Genomic DNA, 21,980 nt, shown 5'->3' with positions numbered 1-21,980 from the left:
ACCGGAGTTCAAATGAAAAAGATCTCGCTGACTCTCGCCGCCCTGTTCGCGCTCGGCGGTTCGATTGCCGCTCATGCTCAAACGCCCGCCTCGGCCGCTGCCACGCCGTCGTCGGCTGCGGCCACGCATGCCGCGCGTCACGAAGCCCGCGTCGAAGAACGGATCAACTTCCTGCACAAGCAGTTGAAGATCACCTCGGAACAGGAAGCGCAATGGAAGCCGTTCGCCGACACGATGCGTGACAACGGCGAAACGATGGGCAACCTGTACGCCCAGCGCGTGGATGCGAAGGGCTCGGCCACGGCGCTCGACGACGTCAAGCAATACGCCGACATCGCCCAGGCCAACGCCGACGGCGCGAAGAAGCTGGTCGATTCGTTCGGCCCGCTGTATGAAGCGCTGTCGCCGGCGCAGAAGGCCATCGCCGACAAGACGTTCGCCGAACGCTGGCACCATAACGGCCCGCGCGACGCGAAGCACGCACCGCACAAGGCCGCCAAGAAGCCGGCCGCCGCGCCGGCAGCGGACGCCGCCAGCGCACCGGCCGCGCAATAAGCGCCGCCTGCCTGCCAAACGGGGCTTCGGCCCCGGCGCCAGGCACCCCCGTATCCAATACCCCGGCCCCTCGCCTTCGCGCGACGGGCCGGGTTCTTTTTGGGCGGCCCGGCGGCGTCCGGCGCGTGCCCTCCCCAGCCCGGGCATTTCAGGCTACAGTGCGGGCTTTTGCGCAAGCCACGCGAACCATGATCGAACTGAAGCAAATCGACCTGCGCACGGATGCCGCCGCGCAACGCGTCGTCAAGGATGAAACCGTGCAGGTGGCGTTCGCGGCCGAGGCCGGCGAACTGATGAGCCTCGAAGGGCCGAACCGCTATGCGAGCGGCGATGCCATCGTGACCGGCTCGACCGGCGACCGCTGGGTCGTGTCGCGCGAGCGCTTCGACCCGAAGTATCTGCCGGCCGCCGACGGCCTCGAACACGGCCAGCCCGGCCCGTACCGCAACCGCCCCGCCGTGCTGCTGGCGCGGCGCATGGACGAGCCGTTCACGATCGCCCGCTCCGAGAACGGCGACGTGCTGCGCGGCACCGCCGGCGACTGGGTCATGCAGTACGCGCCCGGCGATTACGGCGTGGTGCAGGCGCTGCGTTTCGCGCAGGTGTATCGCGTCGTCGAATGAGATCGGCGCGGGCCCCACGGGCCTGCGCTGCCATCCGCCGCTCACCGCCCACTGCCGCTACGCCGCGAAACCTTTCATGACGCTCTCTCGCCTGCGCCGTCTCCTATCCGTCCACGCGATCCGCGCCTGCCTGCTGATGCTGCCGGCGCTGGTCGCCGCCCCGGCGCATGCCACCGAGCCGGTCACGCCAGCGCAACTGGGCGCGGCCTTGAGCGCGCTGCTCGGCCATCCCGCACCGCTGCCTGATGGCGATGGGCAAGTGGTGCTCGCGCCGTGGCCGCACGCGCCGGCCGGCAGCGGCGATGCCTGGGTGGTCGCCGCGCTGCTGCCCGCCCCGAACGGCGATCACGCGCCCGATCTGTGGGCCGGCGTGCTGGCCCGCCAGGGCGACGGCTTTCGCCTGCTCGCAAGCAGCACGCACGGCGCGATCGACGATTTCCCCTGGCCGATCTGGCATCCGTCGCTGCAACTCGACCTGATCCCGTATCCGCTTTCGGCCAACGACACCGCGTTCGGCGTGCGCGTGCTCGATGACTACACGTCCACGGCGCATTCGGATACCTACGCGGCGATTCGGCTGTATCACCTGAACGGCGCGGCGCTGGCGCCGGTGTTCGACGCGCTGACCTCGATGTCGAGCTACGACAAGGACGAGGCCGCCCAGTGCGTGCAACACGCCACGCACGGCAAGCACGATCCGACCGAGGCGCAGCAGGCGGATTGCGACGCCGACGCCACCACCAGCGGCAGCTACCTGCTCGCGTTCAGCCCGGCGCAGACGCGCGGCCATTTCGATCTGCTGGTGCGCACGCGCCCGGCCAAGGGCCAACCGGCCAGGCTGGTCAAACGTGCGAAGTGGGATGGCAACGGCTACCAGCCGCGCGTGTTCGACGGCGGCTGACACCCGAAACCGGAACGGGAAGTGAAACGACCGGGCCGTGCGAACGGCGGCCCGCTACATGCCATCGGCCATCACCATCGGGCCGTCAGGCGAATTCCTCGCCGAGCGCGAGCGTCGTATCGCGCTCGACCGCCTGCCCATCGGCGTGCCGCTCCTCGAGCGAGCCGATGAACGCCTCGACATAGGCACGCAGCACGGCATGGCTGCGCGCGCGCTGCATCGGCCGCATCGCCAGGTAGCGCGCGTACGCGGCGGGTTCGATCCGCAGATCGAGCGTCATGCGCTTGGGCGCGGCGCCGAAACGCATGCCCAGCCATTGCACATGCAGGAAGCGCCCGGCGTCGTCCTGACGCTCGGCAAAGCTCGTCTGTTCGGGAAACAGATCGCAGATCACATGCGCCAGCGCCTCGTATTCGGGGCTTGCGCAGTCGTAGTGATAGTCGTCGTCCATCGCCGACCTCCTTGTGAAGTCAGGCCGGGTTCAGGCAGTGCGCGGCGCGGGCCGGCTCCACCGGGCGAGCACGGCGATCAGCGCCACGGTCAGCAGACCGTAGCTCGTCACCATCGTCGAAATCGAAAGCGCGCCGGCATTGAACGCGATCAGCGGCAGATCGGCCAGCGGATGCAGCACGATCGCGAGCGGCAGAATCCACACCTTGCGCGCCCGCACGCCGCGCCACACCAGCACCGACAGCGCCACCTGGAACGTGAACATCGCGATGCATCCGAGCACGCGCACGCCGACCGTCGAGGCCGACATCGTGACCAGCATCATCTGGATGCGCAGTGCGAGATCGGACGGCATGGTCGACAGTTGCGCGTTGAGCTGGCCGCGCTGCGCGAGCCAGACCAGCCAGACCCACTGGCCGAGCACCACCACGCCGACATACCAGGCCTGCGCGCCGCCGAAGCCGACGCCGTAGCCGAAACCGCGCCCGTCGCCGAGCGAAGCGCCGTAGCGGCGCTCGACGAAACGCAGCCCGAAATAACGGCCGGCTTCCTCGATCACGGCCGGCGCGATCAGGCTGAACGCGACGAACACGCCGGGCTTGGCGAGCGTCAAGGCCACTGCGGGCAAGTGCAGCACCAGCGAATAGAAGCCGCGCTCGATCAGGGTGGCGAACAGCATGAACGCGGCGATGCCGACGATCGCATCGCGGCGGTCGACCTTCATGGGGGATTTGAGCAGGCGGAACACGACGATCGGCAGCAGCGCGACGATCAGCGTGCCGATGATCAACGCCACCAGCGTGGCGGGAGCAACAGTCATGACGATCCTTGGAAGGCAGGCGCACCGGCCGGTGCGCGACCCCGCATGATACTCAGCTTGCGGTGGACGTGCGAACCATGAGCTGTCCGGGCAGCAACGCCTCGCGGGCCGCGCCGGTGGCGCCCTCGATCCGGTCGTGCACGAATTCGACCGCGCGATAGCCGATTTCGTAGGTCGGCTGGCGAATCGTGGAGATGCCGAGCAGCTCGGCCCATTCAGGGTCGTCGATCGACAGCAGCGCGGCCTTGGCCTGCCAGCCCGCACCGTGACGCGCATGCAGATGCCGCGCGAGCGCCAGCGCGACGGGCGCGTTGGCGGCGAACAGCGCGACGCGCCGGCCTTCGCCGGCCGCGGCGTCGATCCGCGCATCGAGTGCCGCGAGCGAGGCGCGCAACGCCTCGGCGTCGGCGAGATCGGCCACCACGGTAGGCAGCGCCGCGCGGCCCGTGGCGCCCAGCGCCTCGCGGAACGCGGCCTCGCGCAGCCGGCGCGAACTGACCTGCTCGTACGGCTGCACGATGAACACGATTTCACCGAACCCGTTGCCGTGCAGGTGCGCCAGCCCCGCGCGCACGGCTTCGGCGTTGTCGAGACCGACCAGGTCGGCATCGAAACCCTCCACCCGGCGATCGACCATCACGGTCGGAATCCCGCAGCCGCGCAGCGGCATCAGCGCATCCTCGTGGGCACCGAGCGCGTTGACGATCATGCCCTCGACGCGATACGTGGTCAGCAGTTGCAGGTAGCGGCGCTCCATGTCGGCCTCGTTGGCCGCGTGGCAGATCAGCGGCATGTAGCCGAGCGCGTGGCACGCGGCCTCCACGCCCTGCAGCACTTCCACGGTGTAGGGATTGGTCAGGTCGGCGGCCAGCAGCCCGAGCAGCCGGTTGCGGCCGCGCTTCAGGCCGCGCGCCATCTGGTTCGGGCGGTAGTTCAGATGCGCGATCGCCGCTTCGATGCGCAGGCGCAGATCGGTCGACAGCACGCCGGTCTCGCCGTTCAGGTAGCGCGACACGCTGGTCTTGCCGGTGCCGGCTTCGCGCGCGACGTCGCTGATCGTCGCGGGGCGCGCGGCGGGCACGGGGCGGGGCTCGGTCATCGCGTCGTCTCCGGGAAAATGCGGCATGCGGCCCGACGGCGGAAGCGGGATACGCAGTTCAACTGATCGTTTCTCCATGGGGCGAGGCCGGCAGCGCCGGCCCGTGCGCGCACGTTGCCGGACGGCCCGCGGCGCTCGACTCGTACAGCCCGTCGTACCGCCTGTGGTGCGATTTGGCGCGCATTCAGCGCGCGATCATAACGCAGCCGGACGCCGCACAGCACACGGCACGCCGGGCCGGGACAGTCGTCAGTCGACCGACCTGCACGCGGTGCCCCGTCGTGCCCCGTGGCGGCCGTCAGCCCTGCCGTGCCGGCGCGCCGCCCAGCACCTCGCGATTGACGATGTTCTCGCGCAGCGTGCCGTCGAGCGCGCCGATCAGGTTCTCGGCCGCGTTGCGGGCCATCGCGTGGCGCGTCTCGGCGGTGGCCGAACCGATATGCGGCAGCGCCACCACGTTCTTCATGCCCAGCAGCGGCGAATCGGCCGCGAGCGGCTCGCGCTCGAACACGTCGAGCCCCGCGCCGCGGATCGTGCCGGTGCGCAGCGCCTCGATCAGCGCCGCCTCGTCGACCACCGGCCCGCGCGCGGCGTTGATCAGGATCGCGCCGGGCTTCATCCGTGCCAGCTCGGGCGCGCCGATCAGATGGCGCGTGGCGTCGGTCAGCGGCACCTGCAGGCAGACGAAATCGGAAGTGGCCAGCAGTTCGTCGAGCGGCACGCGGCGCGCGCCGAACTGCGCCTCGGCCTCGGCATGCGGGCTGCGATTGGTGTACTGCACGCGCATCCGGAAGCCGAGCGCGGCACGCCGCGCCACCGCCGCGCCGATCCGGCCGAGCCCGACGATGCCGAGCGTCTTGCCCTGCACGTCGGTGCCGAACAGCGGCTCGCCGATGCTTTTCTTCCACTCGCCCGCCTTGACGAATTCCGCCAGCTCGACCACCCGCCGCGCGCTCGCCAGGATCAGCGCGAACACGGTGTCGGCGGTGGATTCGGTCAGCACGTCGGGCGTGTGGGCGAGCACGATGCCGCGCCGCGTCAGGTCCGCCACGTCGAACTGGTCGTAGCCGACCGAGATCGTCGACCAGGCGCGCAGCTTCGGCGCGCCGTCGAGCATCGCGGCGGTGACGGGCAAGCTCGCGCCGATCGCGCCGTCGGCATCGGCCAGCGCGGCGGCCAGCGCATCGGCGCCGTTCGCGTGGATCACCTCGGCATGCGCCTCCAGGTAGGCGAGCACATCGTCGGGCAAGGTCTTGTAGGCAACGATACGGTGAGTCATGCGAATCATTTTCCGGTGGAAGTGTGAGCCAGCGGCGGCACGCTGTCGGGCTGCGGCTTGACGAGCAGCGTCAGCACCACGGCCGCCACCAGCGCGACGCTCATGAACGCGTACGACGCGGCGGGCGAACCGGTCGCGCCGTTCAGGTAGCCGACGAAATACGAGCCGACGAACGAGCCGAGCGCGCCCATGCTGTTGATCAGCGCCATCGCACCGCCCGCCACGTTCTTGGGCAGCAGCTCCGGCACGATCGCGAAGAACGGGCCGTACGGCGCATACATGGCCGCGCCCGCGACCACCAGCAGCGAGTACGACAGCCAGAAATGCGTCGAACCGAGCGCATAGGAACCGGCGAACGCGAGCGCGCCGATCAGCAGAAACGGCCAGACGAACGCCTTGCGCAAATCGAGCTTGTCGGAGGCCCACGACACCAGCAGCATCGCGATGGTGGCCGCCAGATACGGCAGCGCCGACAGCCAGCCCGTCTCGACCATGCCGAGCGACGAGCCGTTCTTGACGATCGACGGCAGCCACAGCACGAAGCCGTACACGCCGATGCTCCAGCAAAAATACTGCGCGCACAGCATCATCACGGCCGGCTGGCGGAACGCCTCGCGATAGTTGCGCACCGGCTTGAGCCCGGCCTGTTCGCTGGCCAGCACGCGTTCGATGTCGCGTTTCTCGTCGCTCGTGAGCCAGCTCGCCTGCGCCGGCTTGTCCTGCACCAGCACCCACCAGCAGATCGCCCAGACGACTGCCGGCACGCCCTCGGCGATGAACATGTGGCGCCAGCCGAACTCGTGCACCAGGTAGCCCGACACCACCGACATCCACAGCACCGTGACCGGGTTGCCGAGGATCAGGAACGTGTTGGCGCGCGAGCGCTCGTGCTTGGTGAACCAGTTGCTGATGTAGATCAGCATGGCCGGCATCACGGCCGCCTCGACCACGCCGAGCGCGAAGCGGATCGCCATCAGCGACGGGATGTTGTCGATCACGCCGGTGAGCGCCGCGCAGCCGCCCCACAAGATCAGGCTCCAGAACACCAGCCGCTTGACGCTGCGGCGCTCCGCGTAGATCGCGCCGGGAATCTGGAAGAAGAAATAGCCGAGGAAGAACAGCGCGCCGATCAGCGAGGCCAGATCCTTGCCGATGCCGAGATCCTGGTTGATGCCGGCGGCCGACGCGAAGCCGAAATTCGCGCGATCGAGATACGCGAGGCTGTACGTGATGAACACGATCGGCATGATCTTCCACCAGCGGCGGACCGGAAGCGTGGCATGCATGGGGCTGTCTCCTTCGGCGTCGTGCGCCGCAATGGGTGCTTGGCGGGTTGGTGGCCGCGCGGGGCGATTATCGCGCGAGCGCTTCGGCCACGGCGGGCTCGGCATCGGCTTCCAGCCGATCGAGTTCGGCGCGCGTGGGCAGACCTTCCGAATCGCCGATCACCTGGATCGCGAGCGCGCCGATGCGGTTGCCGCGCGCCACCGCCGCCTCGACCGGGCGGCCTTCGAGCAAGGCGCTGATCACGCCGACCGCGAAGCCGTCGCCCGCGCCCACCGTATCGACCACGCGCGCCACGCGCTCGCCGGCCACCGTGCCTTCCCGGCCGTCGGCGCACAAGTAATAGGCCCCAGCCTCGCCGAGCTTGATGACCACGCCGGCGCGCGCGCCGTTATTCAGATAGAAGCGCGCGATCTCGGCGGGCGTGTCGAGGCCCGTCAGTTGATGGCCTTCGGCCAGGCCCGGCAGCACCCAGTCGGCCTGCGAGGCCAGTTCGTTGAGCGTGCGCGCCATGACCTCGGCCGACGGCCACAGCGTCGGGCGCAGGTTCGGATCGAACGAAATCGTCTTGCCGGCCGCACGCATCTCGCGGGCCAGGTGAAACGCCAGCTCGCACGAGGTGGCCGAGATCGCCGGGGCCACGCCGGTCAGGTGCAGATGGCGCGCTCCGAGCACGTAGTCGGCGGCGTAATCGTCGAGCGACAGGTGGCTGGCGGCCGAGCCCTTGCGGAAGTATTCGATGTCCGGATCGCTGCCGTCGTCGGCGCGCGCCTTGAGCTGGAAGCCGGTGCGGTAGCGCCCGTCCACCGTCACGCAGGCGGCGTCGATGCGTTCGTGCGCGAGCGTGTCGAGCACGTGGCGGCCGAACGAATCGTCGCCGACGCGGCTCACGTAGCCGACCCGGAAGCCGAGCCGCGCCAAACCGATTGCAACGTTCAGGTCGGCGCCGGCGATGCGCTTGGTGAACTGCTCGGCCTGCGCGAGCGGGCCGGGCGCATTGGCGACGAACAGCGTCATCGCCTCGCCGTAGGTGACGATCTCGACGGGGGACTGCGACATGATGAAAGCTCCTTCGGAATGCGGAAAACGGACGATCAGGCGGCGTCGAGCCAGGCCACGCGGCGGTGCGCATCGGCGGCGAGGTTCGCCGCATCGAACGGGAATTCGATGCCGCGCGGCACGTCGCGCGGCAGCGCGGCCAGCACCGGCAGGCACAGCGGGTCGGCCTGCTGCGGCGCGACCGCGAAGCGCCGCGCGCCCTCGCCCGTCACCGCCTTGCAGTGGATGTATTCGACGTGTTCGGCCAGCGCGCGCGCGGCGTCCAGCGGCGTTTCGCCGGGCCACAGCCAGTTGCCGATGTCGAACGTCATGCCGAGCAGCGTGCCGGCGCCTTCGGCGCGCAGGGCCGCGAACAGGCCGGTGAACTGCGCGAGCGTGCCGCCGATCGCAAGCTGGCCGTTCTCGACCAGGATTCGCGCGCGCGCGCCGCGCGCCGCCTCGGCGATCGCGCCGGCATGCGTCGCGCCGGCGAAGCCGCCCAACTGGAATTTGACGAAGTGCGCGCCCAGCGCGTCGGCTTCGGCCAGCGCCAGATCGAGCGCGTCGCGATCGAGCGCGCCGTCGTCGCGATACAGATTGGCCGGCGTCGAATAGACGGCCCACAGGCCGGCCTCGGCGATCGCCAGGCCGAGCGCGGCGAGCGCGGCCGGGCTGGCGTCGTCGTCGGACGCGAACAGCTCGCGCCGCACCTCGAAGCCCGAGGCGCCCGCCTGCGCCGCGTGCGCCACGAAGGCGCGATGCCCGTCGCGGCGAATCGCCTCGACACCGAACGCGCTGGCGACGATCACGATGTGTGCCATGTCTGCTTGTCTCTCGTTGTGTGGCTCCGGGCACCTCGCCCTGGAACCGGTTCCATTCGATGACGCGAATGGTGCGCTTCGGCCCGGGCGGCGGCCATAGAGAAAATCCCTAGGGGATGAATCGGAGAAATCGGGCCGGATAAAACGACGACGCGGCCGTCAGGCGCCCTGCCAGGCCAGGCTCATTTCCAGGAACCGCGCGGCGACGCGCGACGGCGTGGCCGCATGCGGCACCAGGATCGAGAAGCGGCGCACCAGCGGCTGCGGCGCGATCGGGCGCTTGATCAGCGCCGCATCGCCGCGCAGCGACATGGCCGACACGAAACCGACGCCCATCCCCGCCCTCACGGCCTCCTTGACGGCCTCCACCCCGGCGATCTCCAGCGCCACGCGCACCGGCACGCCGGCCCGCGCGAAGGCGCGCTCGACCAGTTGCCGCACACCCGAGCCGGCCTCGCGCAGCACCAACGGCGAGGCGGCCAGCACGTCGAGCGACACCGGCGCCTCGGGCGCCGCCGCGAGCGGATGCGAGGCCGGCACGATCGCGACGATCTCGTCCTCGTGCCAACTGTGCACGGCGGTGCCGGCCGGCAGCGATTCGCCGGGCGGCCCCTCGATCAGCGCGAGATCGAGCGAAGCGAGCGCCGCCACCACGTCGGCGGTGTTGCCGGTCATGGTCTGGACCACCACGGCCGGCGCGAGCGGCCGGAACGCGGCGATCAGGTAAGGCAGCAGGTAGCTGGCCGGCGTCGAACTGGCGCCGATCCGCAGCGTGCCGCGCTCGACGCCGCGCACCGCGTCGCGAAACGCACGCGCCTGCCCGTAGGCGTCGCGCACCTGCGCGGCCAGCGGCGCGAGCGCCTCGCCCACCGGCGTGAGCCGCACACCGCGGCCGTCGCGCACATAGAGCGGCTCGCCGAACTCGTCCTGCAACTGGCGCAACTGGCCCGACACGGCGGGCTGCGACAGATGCAGCGCATCGGCCGCGCGGCTGATGTTGCGCAGCTCGGCGACGGTGGCGAACGTTATCAGTTGATCCGGGGTCATGCCGAGAAAATATCAGAATTCCCGATAGTTGATGTCACTAATCACAATTTTTCATATCGATATATCCAAATTAGGATTAGGCCCATCGCATCGACACCCGGAATCGCCCCCCTCATGTCCACCGCCCACCCCACCCTGCCGCACGCCGCCGCGCCGTCCATGCGCGGCCAGTTGAACGGCGTGCTGTTCGTCGCCCTGTTCGCCGCTGCCGTCACCCGCCTCGCCGGGCTGCCGGCCATCGAGCGGCTCGGCCTGTCGCCGCTGATCGTCGGCATCATCGCGGGCACCGTCTACGGCAACGCGCTGCGCGACGGCATGCCGGAAAGCTGGGCCGCCGGCATCAACTTCTCGGCGCGCAAGCTGCTGCGCATCGCGGTGGCGTTCTTCGGCCTGCGCGTGAGCCTCCAGGAAATCGCCCAGGTCGGGCTGCCGGGGCTGGCCGTCTCGGTGCTGATGGTGGTCAGCACGCTCGTGATCGGCACCTGGGTCGGCACCCGGCTGCTCAAGCTCGATCGCGACACGGCCATGCTGACGGCGGCCGGCAGCGCGATCTGCGGCGCAGCGGCGGTGCTCGCGTTCGAATCCACGCTGCAATCGAAGCCGCACCAGAGCGCGATGGCAGTGGGCAGCGTGGTGCTGTTTGGCACGCTCTCGATGTTCGCCTATCCGCTCGCCTATCACGCCGGCTGGATTCCGCTCGACGCGCAGGGCCTGGGCCTGTTCTTCGGCGGCACGATCCACGAGGTCGCGCAGGTGGTGGGCGCGGCCAGCGGCGTCGATGCGCAGGTGGTGCACACCGCCACCATCGTCAAGATGACGCGCGTGATGCTGCTGGTGCCGGTGCTGCTGGTGCTCGGCGCGTGGCTCGCGCATTCGTCGCGTTCGGCCAGCGGCGCAGCGGCCGGCCACGGCAAGCGCAAGCTCGCGGTGCCGTGGTTCGCGCTCGGCTTCCTCGGCTTCGTCGTGATCAACTCGCTCGGCGTGCTGCCGGAGCAGGCGGTCCACACGCTGAACACGCTCGACACGTTCGCCCTGACCATGGCCATGACGGCGCTCGGCATCGAAACGCGCTTCGCCCAGATTCGCGCCGCCGGCCCGCGTGCGCTGACGGCCGGCTTCGTGCTCTACCTGTGGTTGATCGTCGGCGGTTTCGGCATCACCTGGCTCGTCGAGCGCTGGCTTGGCTGAGGAGCGCCGCACCCCTCGCCCCGCAGCCCACCTCGCTGCCCGCGCCGCGCCCGCCGGAACCGTCCGGCCGGCGCGGCGCGGTGCTATCCTTGCCCTCGACTTTCTCCGCGCTCCCCACCACCTCGTGCTGTCCTTTCTGCTGAAGCTGCGCACGCGCGCCCAAACCCTGTTCCGCCTGTCCGATGCCCACACGATGCTGATCTGGTCGGTGATCGCCGGCATCAGCGGCGCCTTCGCGACGATCCTGTTCCGCGAGGGCATCGATACCATCCAGCGCCTCGTTTCCGGTTCGAGCGGCAGCTTCGTCGAGATGGCCAAGCGGCTGCCGTGGCAGGTGCGCGTCTGGCTGCCGGCCGCGGGCGGCTTCCTGGCCGGCTGCGTGCTGCTGTTCGCGCAGCGTGGCAGCGCCAAGAAATCGGGCGGCGTCGACTACATGGAAGCGGTCGCGCTCGGCGACGGCATCGTGCCCGTCAAGGACAGCCTCTGGCGCAGCGCGTCGTCGCTGCTGACCATCGGCAGCGGCGGCTCGATCGGCCGCGAAGGCCCGATGGTGCAGCTCGCCGCGCTGGCTGCGTCGCTGGTGGGGCGCGTCGCGCGCTTCGATCCGCCGCGCCTGCGGCTGCTGGTGGCCTGCGGCGCGGCGGCCGGCATCACCTCGGCCTACAACGCGCCGATCGCGGGCGCGTTCTTCGTGGGCGAGATCGTGCTGGGCGCGATCTCGATGGAAAGCTTCGGGCCGATGCTGGTCGCCTCGGTGGTGGCCAACATCACGATGCGCGAGTTCGCAGGCTACAAGCCGCCGTACGAAATGCCGGTGTTCCCGGCCGTCACCGGCATCGAGGTGGTGGCGTTCGTCGCGCTCGGCCTGCTGTGCGGCGCGGCCGCGCCGCAGTTCCTGCGCCTGCTGGCCGCCTCGAAATCGCAGTTCCGCAAGCTGCCCGCGCCGCTGCCGGTACGGCTCGCGCTGGGCGGCCTGGTGGTGGGCGTCATCTCGATCTGGGTGCCGGACGTCTGGGGCAACGGCTACAGCGTCGTGAACTCGATCCTGCATGCGCCGTGGACCTGGCAGGCGCTGGTGATCGTGATGGTGTTCAAGCTGCTGGCCACCGCGGCCACCGCGGGCTCGGGCGCGGTCGGCGGGATCTTCACGCCCACGCTGTTCGTGGGCGCGGCGGCCGGCTCGCTGTTCGGGCTCGGCATGCAGATGCTGCTGCCGGGGCATGTGTCGGCGTCCTACGCGTATGCGATCGTCGGCATGGGCGCGTTCATGGCGGGCGCCACGCAGGCGCCGCTGATGGCGATCATCATGATCTTCGAGATGACGCTGAGCTATCAGGTGGTGCTGCCGCTGATGGTGTCGTGCGTGGTGGCCTACTTCGCGGCGCGCGCGCTCGGCCAGACCTCGATGTACGAAATCACGCTGCGCCGCCATCGCGACGAGGAAGAACGGCTGCGGCTGAAATCCACGCAGATGCGCGCGCTGATCCAGCCGGCGCAAACCGTGGTGCATCCCGACGCCACGGTGGCCGAAATGACGCGCGTGTTCCTCGAATATCCGGTCAAGTACCTGTACGTGACCGACGCCGACGAGACATTTCGCGGCGCGGTGGCGCTCAAGGACATCACGTCGGACCTGCTCGAAGGCCGCGACACGCAGCACAAGACGGCGGCCGACTACACCCACACGCCGTTTCCGCTGCTCACGCCCGACATGCCGCTCGGCACGGCGCTCGAGCATTTCATGTGCTTCCAGGGCGAACGGCTGCCGGTGATCGAATCGGCGGCGAATCCGATGCTGGCCGGGGTGGTCTACAAGACGTCGCTGCTCGACGCGTACCGCCGCCTGAACGGGAACCGTTGAGCGGCAGCCGTCCGGCAGGACAAGCGAAAAAGTCGGGAATTCGAAAGCATGCGAAGCGGCGTGGCGGCCGCTCTCCGCACATTCGGCGCGTTCAGCCGGGCGAGCGCCCGAGCACCACGCGCGCGAAGAAGCCACCGAGCGTGGCTTCGGTCATTTCGAGCGACACGAACTGCGGATCGGCCTGGTGGATCGCCTGGATGCCGTCGCACAAGCCCATCAAGCCCACCGCGAGCTGCTCGGCCGGCAGCAGCAGCGGCGTGCCCGCGCGCTCGGCGAACAGCTCGATGGTGGCGGCCATGTCCTGGATCTTCTCGCGCATGAACGCGATGTAGCGGGTGCGGAATTTCGCGTCGCGCGCGGCTTGCAGCTTGGCTTCGGCCCACAGCATGAAGGCCGGATTCAAACGGATGAACTGGCTGTAGAAGGTCAGCGCGCGGGCTTCCATTTCGTCGCGCGTGCCGCCCGAATCGAAGATCTGCTGCAGCTCGGCGCGCATCGCCTCGTGATCGCACTTCAGCAATTCGAGCAGCAGCTCGGCCTTGCCGCCGAAGTTCGAATAGAACGCGCCGCGCGTGTAGCCGGCCGCGGCCGCGATGTCCTCGATGCTCGCCGCGACATAGCCCTTCTTCGTAAATATCGTGTTCGCGGAACTGAGCAGGCGCTCGCGCGTCTGGTCCTTGCTCTGTTCGCGGGTCAAGCGCTTCGGTTTCATGGCGCGAAGTCTAGCACCAAATTTCGGAAGATCCAGCTTTGCATTCAGATACAACTGTGTATTAGAATGCATCGCTGTTTTCGAGATAAAGGCGTTCGCCGCCGGCCCGACAGGCCGTCGCGGCGGGCGCCGCCGCTCGTTGCGGCCGGCGCCTGGCGCCGGTTGCAACGCCGCCCGCCTTCCCTCATGAGGTTGCCGTGAACGCATCCGGACCCCGCGCAGTCGTCGTCATCGGCGCCGCGCTGCTCGTCGCAGCATGTCATCCGAAGGACAACGGGCCGCCGCCCGCCCCGCGCCCGGTGGTGGCCACGCCGGTCAGCGCCGACGGCGCGACGCTCGCCGCCACGCTGCCCGGCGATGTCGAGCCGCGCTACGCCACGCCGCTGTCGTTCCGCGTGGCCGGCAAGATCATCGAGCGCAGCGTGCGGCTCGGCGACACCGTCAAGCAGGGTCAGGTGGTCGCCCACCTCGATCCGTCGGATTCCGAAAAGAACGCCGCCAGCGCGCAGGCGCAGCTCGACTCCGCCACGCATGCGCTGACCTACGCGCAGCAGCAGGTCGAGCGCGACCGCGCCCAGGCCCGCGAAAACCTGATCGCCCCCGCCCAGCTCGAACAGACCGAGAACGCCTATGCGTCGGCCCGCGCCCAGCGCGATCAGGCCGCGCAGCAGCTCGCGCTCTCGAAGAACCAGCTTCAGTACACGACGCTGGTGGCCGATCACGCCGGCTACATCACGGCCGAGCAGGCCGACACCGGCCAGAACGTGTCGGCCGGGCAGGCCGTCTATCAACTGGCCTGGTCGGGCGAGGTGGACGTGGTGACCGACGTGCCCGAGGCCACGCTCGCGCTGCTCAAGCCCGGCCACGAGGCGGCCGTCACGCTGCCGGCGCTGCCGGGCCAGCGCCTGACGGCGCGCGTGCGCGAAATCGCGCCGGCCGCCGATCCGCAAAGCCGCACCTATCGCGTGCGGCTCACGCTCGAGAACCCCACCCCGGCCGTCAAGCTCGGCATGACCGCCGACGTCGCGCTGGCCGGCACGCCGGCCGACGGCGCGCGCTACACGCTGCCGTCCACCGCGCTGTTCCACCAGGGCCAGGACCCGGCCGTCTGGGTGCTGCGAAAGGACGACACGCTCGAACTGCGCCGCGTGACGGTCACGCGCTACGGCGAGAACACCATCACCGTGTCGCAGGGCATCCAGGCCGGCGAGCGCGTGGTGCAGCAAGGCGTGCATACCGTGAGCGCCGGCGAGAAGGTGCGCGCGGTGGCACCGCTGCATGCAGAGGACGGCGCGTCATGAGCGAACGCGAGGAAAGCCGTTTCAACCTGTCGGCCTGGGCGCTGCGCCATCAGGCGCTGGTGGTCTACCTGATCGTGCTCGCGACGCTCGCGGGCATCCTGGCCTACACGCGCCTGGCGCAATCGGAAGACCCGCCGTTCACGTTCCGCGTGATGGTGATCCGCACGTTCTGGCCCGGCGCGAGCGCGCGCCAGGTGCAGGAACAGGTGACCGACCGGATCGGCCGCAAGCTCCAGGAAACGCCGGCCATCGATTTCGTGCGCAGCTATTCGCGCCCCGGCGAATCGATGATCTTCTTCACGATGAAGGATTCGGCGCCGGTCAAGGACGTGCCCGAAACCTGGTACCAGATCCGCAAGAAGGTGGGCGACATCTCCACCACGCTGCCGCAGGGCGTGCAGGGGCCGTTCTTCAACGACGAATTCGGCGACGTCTACACCAATATCTGGACGCTCGACGGCGACGGCTACTCGGCCGCGCAACTGCACGACTACGCCGATCAGCTGCGCACCGTGCTGCTGCGCGTGCCCGGCGTGGGCAAGGTCGATTACTTCGGCGACCCCGATCAGCGGATCTACGTCGAGATCGACAATGCGCGGCTCACGCGGCTCGGCATCTCGCCCACCCAGCTGGGCCAGGCGATCAACGACCAGAACGCGGTGGCATCGTCAGGCGTGCTGACCACCTCGAACGATCGCGTCTACATCCGCCCGAGCGGCCAGTTCGGCACGGTCGAGCAACTGGCCGACATGGTGGTGCGCATCAACGGCCGCACGTTCCGGCTCGGCGACCTCGCCACCGTCAAGCGCGGCTACGATGACCCGCCCGTCACGCAGATGCGTTCGAACGGCCACCCGGTGCTCGGCATCGGCGTGACGATGCAGCCCGGCGGCGACGTGATCCGGCTCGGCAAGGCGCTCGAGGCCACCGCCACGCAGTTGCGCACGCAACTGCCGGCCGGCCTCAAGCTGACCGAGGTGTCGAGCATGCCGCTGGCCGTGTCGCATTCGGTCGACGACTTCCTCGAAGCGGTGGCCGAGGCGATCGGCATCGTGCTGGTGGTGAGCCTGGTGTCGCTCGGGCTGCGCACCGGCATGGTGGTGGTGATCTCGATCCCGATCGTGCTGGCCATCACGGCGCTGTTCATGTACCTGTTCGGCATCGGCCTGCACAAGGTGTCGCTCGGCACGCTGGTGCTGGCGCTCGGGCTGCTGGTGGACGACGCGATCATCGCCGTCGAGATGATGGCCGTGAAGCTGGAGCAAGGCTTCAGCCGCACCCGCGCCGCCGCGTTCGCCTATACCAGCACGGCGTTCCCGATGCTGACCGGCACGCTCGTCACGGTGTCGGGCTTCCTGCCGATCGCGCTGGCGCAATCGAGCACCGGCGAATACACGCGCTCGATCTTCGAGGTGTCGGCGATCGCGCTGATCGCCTCGTGGATCGCGGCCGTGGTGCTGATCCCGCTGCTCGGCTATCACCTGCTGCCGGAGCGCAAGCGCGAGCCTTCGCAGGCCGGCGCGCACGACGAGGCGCATCACGACGACCATCACGAAGCGCACGACATCTACGACACGCGTTTCTACGCGCGCCTGCGCGGCTGGATCGGCTGGTGCATCGAGCGGCGTTTCGTGGTGCTGGGCATCACGGTGGCGCTGTTCGTGGTGGCGCTGTTCGGCTTCTCGCAGATTCCGCAGCAGTTCTTCCCGAGTTCGGACCGCCCCGAGCTGCTGGTCGACGTGCGGCTGCCCGAGGGCGCGTCGTTCGCGGCCACGCTGCAGCAGACCAAGCTGCTCGAAAAGGCGCTGGCCGGCCGGCCCGAGATCGATCACACGGTCAGCTTCGTCGGCACCGGCGCGCCGCGCTTCTACCTGCCGCTCGACCAGCAGTTGCAGCAGCCGAACTTCGCGCAACTGGTGGTAACGGCGAAATCGGTCAAGGAACGCGAGAAGCTGGCGACCTGGCTCGGCGGCGAGCTGCGCGATCACTTCCCGGCGATCCGCTGGCGCCTATCGCGGCTCGAAAACGGGCCGCCGGTCGGCTACCCGGTGCAGTTCCGCGTGAGCGGCGACAGCATCGCCACGGTGCGTGCGATCTCCGAGAAGGTGGCCGCTCAAGTGCGCCAGGACCCGCGTTCGTTCAACGTGCAGTTCGATTGGGACGAGCCGGCCGAACGCTCGGTGCGCTTCGAGCTCGACCAGAAGAAGGCGCGCGACCTGAACGTGACGTCGCAGGACGTGTCGAGCTTCCTCGCCATGACGCTGCAAGGCACCACCGTCACGCAGTACCGCGAACGCGACAAGCTGATCGCCGTGGACCTGCGCGCGCCGAAGGCCGAACGCATCGATCCGTCGCGGCTCGCCACGCTGGCGATGCCTACGCCGAACGGCCCGGTGCCGCTCGGCTCGCTCGGCCAGTTCCGCAACACGCTCGAATACGGCGTGGTGTGGGAGCGCGACCGCCAGCCCACCATCACCGTGCAATCCGACGTGCGCGCCGGCGCCCAGGGCATCGACGTCACCAAGACCATCGACAAGCAGCTCGATACGTTGCGCGCGCAACTTCCGGTCGGCTACCGGATCGAGATTGGCGGCTCGGTGGAGGAAAGCGGCAAGGCGCAGGCCTCGATCAATGCGCAGATGCCGCTGCTCGCGATCGCCGTGCTGACGCTGCTGATGATCCAGTTGCAGAGCTTCTCGCGGGTGCTGATGGTGGTGCTGACCGCCCCGCTCGGCCTGATCGGCGTGGCCGCCACGCTGCTGCTATTCGGCCAGCCGTTCGGCTTCGTGGCGATGCTCGGCGTGATCGCCATGTTCGGCATCATCATGCGCAACTCGGTGATCCTGGTCGACCAGATCGAGCAGGACATCGCCGGCGGGCACAAGCGCTTCGACGCGATCGTCGGCGCCACCGTGCGGCGCTTCCGGCCGATCACGCTGACCGCCGCGGCCGCCGTGCTGGCGCTGATCCCGCTGCTGCGCTCGAACTTCTTCGGACCGATGGCCACCGCGCTGATGGGCGGCATCAGCAGCGCGACCGTGCTGACGCTGTTCTATCTGCCGGCGCTCTACGCGACCTGGTTCCGCGTCAAATCGAACGAACGCGAGGACGATGCGAACCGCACGCCGCCGTCCGCCACGCCTCACGGAGCCTGACGATGATGCAACGCCTTTCAAGCCGCGCCAGGAGCCTGCGCCACGCACGCCACGCGCTTCGTCGGACGCTGCGCCCGCTCGCGGTGGCGGCGGCCGCCTCCACCGCGCTGGCGATGGCCGGCTGCTCGCTGTTCGCGCCGAGCGGCAAGCCGCCAGCGATGCCCTCGCCGGCCCATTACGGCGCCGAGCCGCTGCCGGTGCAAACCGTCGCCGCGCAGGGCGTGGCCCAGCGCTTCGAGGTGGGCGCGCAGCCGGTGCCCGAGTGGTGGAAGCACTATCGCTCGCCGCAGCTCGACGCGCTGGTCGACGAAGGGCTGCGCGTCAGCCCGACGCTGGCGGCCTCCACGCATGCGCTGCAAGCCGCACGCGAGCAGTTGCGCGCGCAGATCGGCAGCTCGCTGCTGCCGTCGATCGATCTCGGCGGCCAGACTGCGCGCCAGCGCGGCCTCGGCGTGCCGAACCTCGGGCCGCCCACCGCGCTCTACAACCTGTTCGAAGGTCAGTTGCAGGCCAGCTACACGATCGACCTGTTCGGCGCGTCGCGCTTCGCGAACCGCGAATTGCAGAAGCGCGTGGACGTGACCGCGCTCCAGCTCGATTCGGCGCGACGTGCACTGGCGGCCAACATCGTCACGGCCACCATCACGTCGGCCGCGCTGGCCGAGCAGGTGCAGGCCACCGAACGGCTCGTGGCGCTGGCCCGCGCGCAGGCCGACGACGCCGTGCGGCGCAACCGGCTCGGTTCGGCCTCGCGCGCCGACATGCTGAACGCGCAGCAAAGTGCGGCCAGCGTCGAAGCGTCGTTGCCTGCGCTGCGCCAGCAATGGCTCAGTGCGCGCCACGCGCTCGCGGTGCTGCTCGGCCGCACGCCCGATCAGGCGCCCGCCGATCTCGCGCTGGCCGACCTGCACTTGCCCGAGAGCGTGCCGGTGGCGGTGCCGTCCACCTTGCTCGAAACGCGGCCCGACATTCGTGCGGCCGATGCATCGCTGCAGGCGGCCGCCGCCGCCGTGGGCGTCGCCACCGCGCAGATGTTCCCGCAGATCTCGCTGTCGGCCTCGCTCGGCCAGGCCGGGTTCAGTTGGCCCGCGGCGCTGTCGGGCATCGGCGGAATCTGGAGCGTGGGGGCCTCGCTGAGTCAGCCGCTGTTTCATGGCGGCGCGCTGCTCGCGCAGCGGCGCGCGGCGCAGGCCAGCTACGCGGCGGCGGTCGAGCAATACAAGGCGACCGTGCTGACGGCGTTCCAGAACGTGGCCGACTCGCTGGCCGCGCTCGACAACGACGCGCAAGCGCTCGACGCGTCGAGCCGCGCCGCCGAGGCCGCGCGCGGCGCATCCGACGACACGGCCGCGCGCGTGCGGCTCGGCGCGCTGCCGCCGTCGGCCGGACGCAGCAGCGAGCAGCAATACCGCAACGCGCAGCTCGACGCGATCCGCGCGACCGGCTCGCGGCTCGCCGATACGGCGCGGCTGTTCCAGGCAATGGGGACGCCGCCGGAACCGGCGCAAGCCGGGAAGGCGGCGACCGTCGCGGCGGCTTCGGGGGCGACGCCCTGAGCCGTGTCACGGCGGTTGGCATGAGGACGCCTCGCGCGTCCTCATGGGCGCGATGTCTCGAACGCTATTGGATGGCCTTGTCGAGCCGGCAACCGGTGGCCCGAGCGGTGCGTCGATAACGGCTTACACCGCCGCACGGCATGGGTTGCCGAGCTTCGGGCCAGCGGCCTGAGCGATTTGCGGATATCGGTTCACACCCGACGAACTCGCGGCACGCATCCCCGGACAACACGAGCCGTCGAACCTCGGGCCGGCGGCCCGAGCGGTTCGCGGATAGTGGCTCACGCCGCGCGCTCGATGAACCGACAACACGCCTCTCCGTGCGGCGTGGGCCAGCCGAGCCTCAGGTCCCAACGACCTGAGTGGTTCGCACACATCGCCTCACGCCGCCCGCTCGACAAACTCCCGACACGCATCGCCGGGCGACACCAGCCGGTCGAGCTTGAGACACAGCCGGCTGTCGCCGACGCTCTCGCCGTAGGCAGAGCCGAACGACGCGAGGCCGGCGATCCGCGCTTCCAGCAGCGCGCGGTCGTCGGCGCGGTGCACGCAGCGTCCGCAACGGGCGCCGGGCGGAATGGCCGCGAACGCGTTCATTGACCGAGCGACGCCCAATACGACGCGAACACGTGCACCGACAGCACATAGCCGATCACGATATTGACCGCCACGCCCGCCGTGAACGCGATCAGCGGCTTCACACCGGCCGTCGACAGCGACGCGAAGCGCGTCGTCAGCCCGATGCTCAGGAAGCAGAACGTAAACGCCCAGGTGCGCAGCGCCGTGATCGGCGCGACGAACGCCGGCGTGACGACGCTGCGGTAATCGGCCAGCGAGTAATGCGAGGCGATCCACGTGACGAGCGCGGACGCGACCACGAAGCCAATCACGAACTTCGGGAAACGCCGCCAGATCTCGCCCGCACCGGTGCGCACGCGCACCTCGCCGCCGCCTTCCTCGCGATCCCAGCGCGTGGTCGCGACGATCGCGAGCACGAACGCCCAGATGCCGATCCAGATGTCGCGGCCCACCACCTTCATCAGCACGAACGCCTGCAGCGAGGCGTCGGGTGCGCCCGCCACCACGCCCGGCGCATGGCGCGCGAAATCGCCGTAGGCCTGCGCGGCGGCGATGCCGGCCGCGTCGGCGAATTCCGAGGTGCCGATCCACGCGCCGGCGATGCCGGTCGGCAGGCCGAGCGCGCGCGAGATGCCGGGCAGCGCGAACACCATCACGATCGCCCAGATCACCACCAGCGTGATCGCCACCGACGCCTGCTCACGACGCGCGCGCACCGCCCCGGCGATCGCGATCGCGGCCGACACGCCGCACACCGCGCCGCCCACGCCGAGCACGGCCGCGAACCGGCGGTCGAGCTTCAGCGCGCGGGCCACCGCGTAGATCACGAAGAACGTCACGAGCGACACGATGGTGGCCTGCCCGACCGCCACCGGGCCGGCCCAGGCGATCAGCGTCAACGGCAGCGTCGCGCCGAGCAGCACGATGCCGACCTTGATGTAGAACTCCACGCGCAGCGCCGGCGCCAGCCACACGGGCAGCGTGAACAGGTTCGACACGATCAGGCCGAGCACCAGCGCGATCAGCGGCGGTTCGAGGTTGTAGGTGGACGCCTGCGCCCACGCGCCGATCGCGAAGATCACGGCCGACGCCACGAAGATCACGAGGAAGCCGGGCACGAATTGCGCGACCGGCAGCTTCAGCGCCGCGATCGCCACCGAGAACACCACGGCGAACGCCACGAACAGCGCGACGTAACCGGTCGCGTGCGCGGCCAGATCGGCGCCGAGTTGCGGCAGCGAGGCCCATTTGGCCGGCGCCACGGCCAGCACCTTGATGCTGGCGCCGGTCGCGAACAGCAGATAGGCGGCCACGATCGCGAACAGGCCGATCGCCACGGCCCACCAGTCCTCGGTGCCGAATGGCCGGCTCCCGTTCGTTTGCGCGGCGGCGTCGCCGCGGCGTGTGCTCGCGATGGTCGAATCGCTCATGGTGCATTCCCCTGTGAATGTGTCTTGCCCGCAGCGCAGCGGATGGCGTGCGGGTGGCGAACCGGGCGCGCGCAGCGTGTTGCAGGGCGCGCCCGGTTCAACGAATCAGTATGGAATCCGTACCGAACCACGGGAAATGACTTATTCGTCTTTGCTTATCGGAGCGATGGGCGTGGCGTGACGACTGGCTTACGAATGGTTGACGGCGAGAAAAGCGGATGTGTCTCGTTGGGCACCCCAAGCCGACGAATCCGCCACGATTCGCCGCACCCCGGCCTCGC

General features: G+C 69.6%; 19 protein-coding genes. 8 read left to right on the top strand and 11 right to left on the bottom strand.

Annotation, left to right across the window (positions count from 1 at the left end; all coding sequences use genetic code 11):
- Window positions 1–12: 12 nt before the first annotated feature.
- The 3 genes from AB4851_RS25045 (at window position 13) to AB4851_RS25035 (ending at window position 2,079) form a co-directional block, all read left to right on the top strand.
- Window positions 13–555, top strand: coding sequence for a Spy/CpxP family protein refolding chaperone (locus AB4851_RS25045; protein ID WP_414451860.1), 543 nt, complete (start codon window positions 13–15; stop codon window positions 553–555).
- 188 nt (window positions 556–743) lie between these two features.
- Window positions 744–1,178: a PGDYG domain-containing protein gene (locus AB4851_RS25040; protein ID WP_414445359.1), complete on the top strand. Its 435-nt coding sequence runs from the start codon at window positions 744–746 to the stop codon at window positions 1,176–1,178.
- A 76-nt stretch (window positions 1,179–1,254) separates the two neighbouring features.
- Window positions 1,255–2,079 (top strand): hypothetical protein, encoded by an 825-nt coding sequence (locus tag AB4851_RS25035; protein ID WP_414451859.1) that lies wholly within the window; start codon window positions 1,255–1,257, stop codon window positions 2,077–2,079.
- A gap of 85 nt (window positions 2,080–2,164) precedes the next feature.
- On the opposite strand, the gene AB4851_RS25030 is transcribed toward AB4851_RS25035, so the two are convergent.
- The 8 genes from AB4851_RS25030 to AB4851_RS24995 all read right to left on the bottom strand — a co-directional run bounded on the left by AB4851_RS25030 (window position 2,165) and on the right by AB4851_RS24995 (window position 9,917).
- A complete protein-coding gene (locus AB4851_RS25030) occupies window positions 2,165–2,530 on the bottom strand; it encodes a DUF3022 domain-containing protein (protein ID WP_414451858.1) in 366 nt (121 codons plus the stop codon).
- 30 nt (window positions 2,531–2,560) lie between these two features.
- Window positions 2,561–3,349 carry a YhfC family glutamic-type intramembrane protease gene (locus tag AB4851_RS25025; RefSeq protein WP_414451857.1) on the bottom strand — a complete coding sequence of 263 codons (789 nt, stop codon included), beginning with the start codon at window positions 3,347–3,349 and terminating at the stop codon, window positions 2,561–2,563.
- A gap of 52 nt (window positions 3,350–3,401) precedes the next feature.
- On the bottom strand, window positions 3,402–4,448 hold the full coding sequence (locus AB4851_RS25020) for a LacI family DNA-binding transcriptional regulator (RefSeq protein ID WP_414451856.1): 1,047 nt from the start codon (window positions 4,446–4,448) through the stop codon (window positions 3,402–3,404).
- A 298-nt stretch (window positions 4,449–4,746) separates the two neighbouring features.
- The gene (locus tag AB4851_RS25015; protein ID WP_414451855.1) at window positions 4,747–5,727 is read right to left on the bottom strand and encodes a 2-hydroxyacid dehydrogenase; all 981 of its coding nucleotides are present in this window, start codon (window positions 5,725–5,727) and stop codon (window positions 4,747–4,749) included.
- A 5-nt stretch (window positions 5,728–5,732) separates the two neighbouring features.
- Window positions 5,733–7,013: an MFS transporter gene (locus AB4851_RS25010; protein WP_414445365.1), complete on the bottom strand. Its 1,281-nt coding sequence runs from the start codon at window positions 7,011–7,013 to the stop codon at window positions 5,733–5,735.
- Window positions 7,014–7,080: 67 nt separating this feature from the next.
- Window positions 7,081–8,070: a sugar kinase gene (locus AB4851_RS25005; protein ID WP_414451854.1), complete on the bottom strand. Its 990-nt coding sequence runs from the start codon at window positions 8,068–8,070 to the stop codon at window positions 7,081–7,083.
- A 35-nt stretch (window positions 8,071–8,105) separates the two neighbouring features.
- A complete protein-coding gene (locus AB4851_RS25000) occupies window positions 8,106–8,870 on the bottom strand; it encodes a TIM barrel protein (protein WP_414451853.1) in 765 nt (254 codons plus the stop codon).
- A gap of 159 nt (window positions 8,871–9,029) precedes the next feature.
- Window positions 9,030–9,917 (bottom strand): LysR family transcriptional regulator, encoded by an 888-nt coding sequence (locus AB4851_RS24995; RefSeq protein WP_414445368.1) that lies wholly within the window; start codon window positions 9,915–9,917, stop codon window positions 9,030–9,032.
- Between the two features lie 114 nt (window positions 9,918–10,031).
- On the opposite strand from AB4851_RS24995, the gene AB4851_RS24990 reads away from it, so the two are divergent.
- Entirely contained in the window at window positions 10,032–11,105 is a 1,074-nt protein-coding gene (locus AB4851_RS24990) for a YeiH family protein (protein WP_414451852.1), read from the top strand.
- Between the two features lie 124 nt (window positions 11,106–11,229).
- Window positions 11,230–12,966 carry a ClcB-like voltage-gated chloride channel protein gene (locus tag AB4851_RS24985; RefSeq protein WP_414451851.1) on the top strand — a complete coding sequence of 579 codons (1,737 nt, stop codon included), beginning with the start codon at window positions 11,230–11,232 and terminating at the stop codon, window positions 12,964–12,966.
- A gap of 91 nt (window positions 12,967–13,057) precedes the next feature.
- Here AB4851_RS24985 and AB4851_RS24980 read toward each other — a convergent pair whose 3' ends face one another.
- Window positions 13,058–13,678 carry a TetR/AcrR family transcriptional regulator gene (locus tag AB4851_RS24980; RefSeq protein ID WP_414445371.1) on the bottom strand — a complete coding sequence of 207 codons (621 nt, stop codon included), beginning with the start codon at window positions 13,676–13,678 and terminating at the stop codon, window positions 13,058–13,060.
- A gap of 197 nt (window positions 13,679–13,875) precedes the next feature.
- On the opposite strand from AB4851_RS24980, the gene AB4851_RS24975 reads away from it, so the two are divergent.
- The 3 genes from AB4851_RS24975 to AB4851_RS24965 are packed head-to-tail and all read left to right on the top strand — an operon-like array spanning window position 13,876 to window position 19,690.
- Window positions 13,876–14,979 (top strand): efflux RND transporter periplasmic adaptor subunit, encoded by a 1,104-nt coding sequence (locus tag AB4851_RS24975; protein WP_414445372.1) that lies wholly within the window; start codon window positions 13,876–13,878, stop codon window positions 14,977–14,979.
- Window positions 14,976–18,134: an efflux RND transporter permease subunit gene (locus tag AB4851_RS24970; protein WP_414451850.1), complete on the top strand. Its 3,159-nt coding sequence runs from the start codon at window positions 14,976–14,978 to the stop codon at window positions 18,132–18,134. Before AB4851_RS24975 ends, AB4851_RS24970 begins: the two co-directional genes overlap by 4 nt.
- A 5-nt stretch (window positions 18,135–18,139) precedes the next feature.
- Window positions 18,140–19,690 carry an efflux transporter outer membrane subunit gene (locus tag AB4851_RS24965; protein WP_414451939.1) on the top strand — a complete coding sequence of 517 codons (1,551 nt, stop codon included), beginning with the start codon at window positions 18,140–18,142 and terminating at the stop codon, window positions 19,688–19,690.
- A 381-nt stretch (window positions 19,691–20,071) separates the two neighbouring features.
- Here the strand turns inward: AB4851_RS24965 and AB4851_RS24960 are convergent, their stop codons facing one another.
- Together AB4851_RS24960 and AB4851_RS24955 are read right to left on the bottom strand one after the other, a co-directional pair.
- A complete protein-coding gene (locus tag AB4851_RS24960; RefSeq protein WP_414451849.1) occupies window positions 20,072–20,287 on the bottom strand; it encodes a hypothetical protein in 216 nt (71 codons plus the stop codon).
- The gene (locus tag AB4851_RS24955) at window positions 20,284–21,699 is read right to left on the bottom strand and encodes a YeiH family protein (protein WP_414451848.1); all 1,416 of its coding nucleotides are present in this window, start codon (window positions 21,697–21,699) and stop codon (window positions 20,284–20,286) included. The genes AB4851_RS24960 and AB4851_RS24955 overlap by 4 nt, the downstream gene beginning before the upstream one ends.
- Between the last annotated feature and the right edge of the window lie 281 nt (window positions 21,700–21,980).

This window comes from Burkholderia sp. 22PA0099, assembly GCF_047497165.1.
Classification (GTDB): domain Bacteria; phylum Pseudomonadota; class Gammaproteobacteria; order Burkholderiales; family Burkholderiaceae; genus Burkholderia.
The sequence above is the reverse complement of the archived record's forward strand: the minus strand, read 5'-3'. Positions and strand labels throughout refer to the sequence as shown.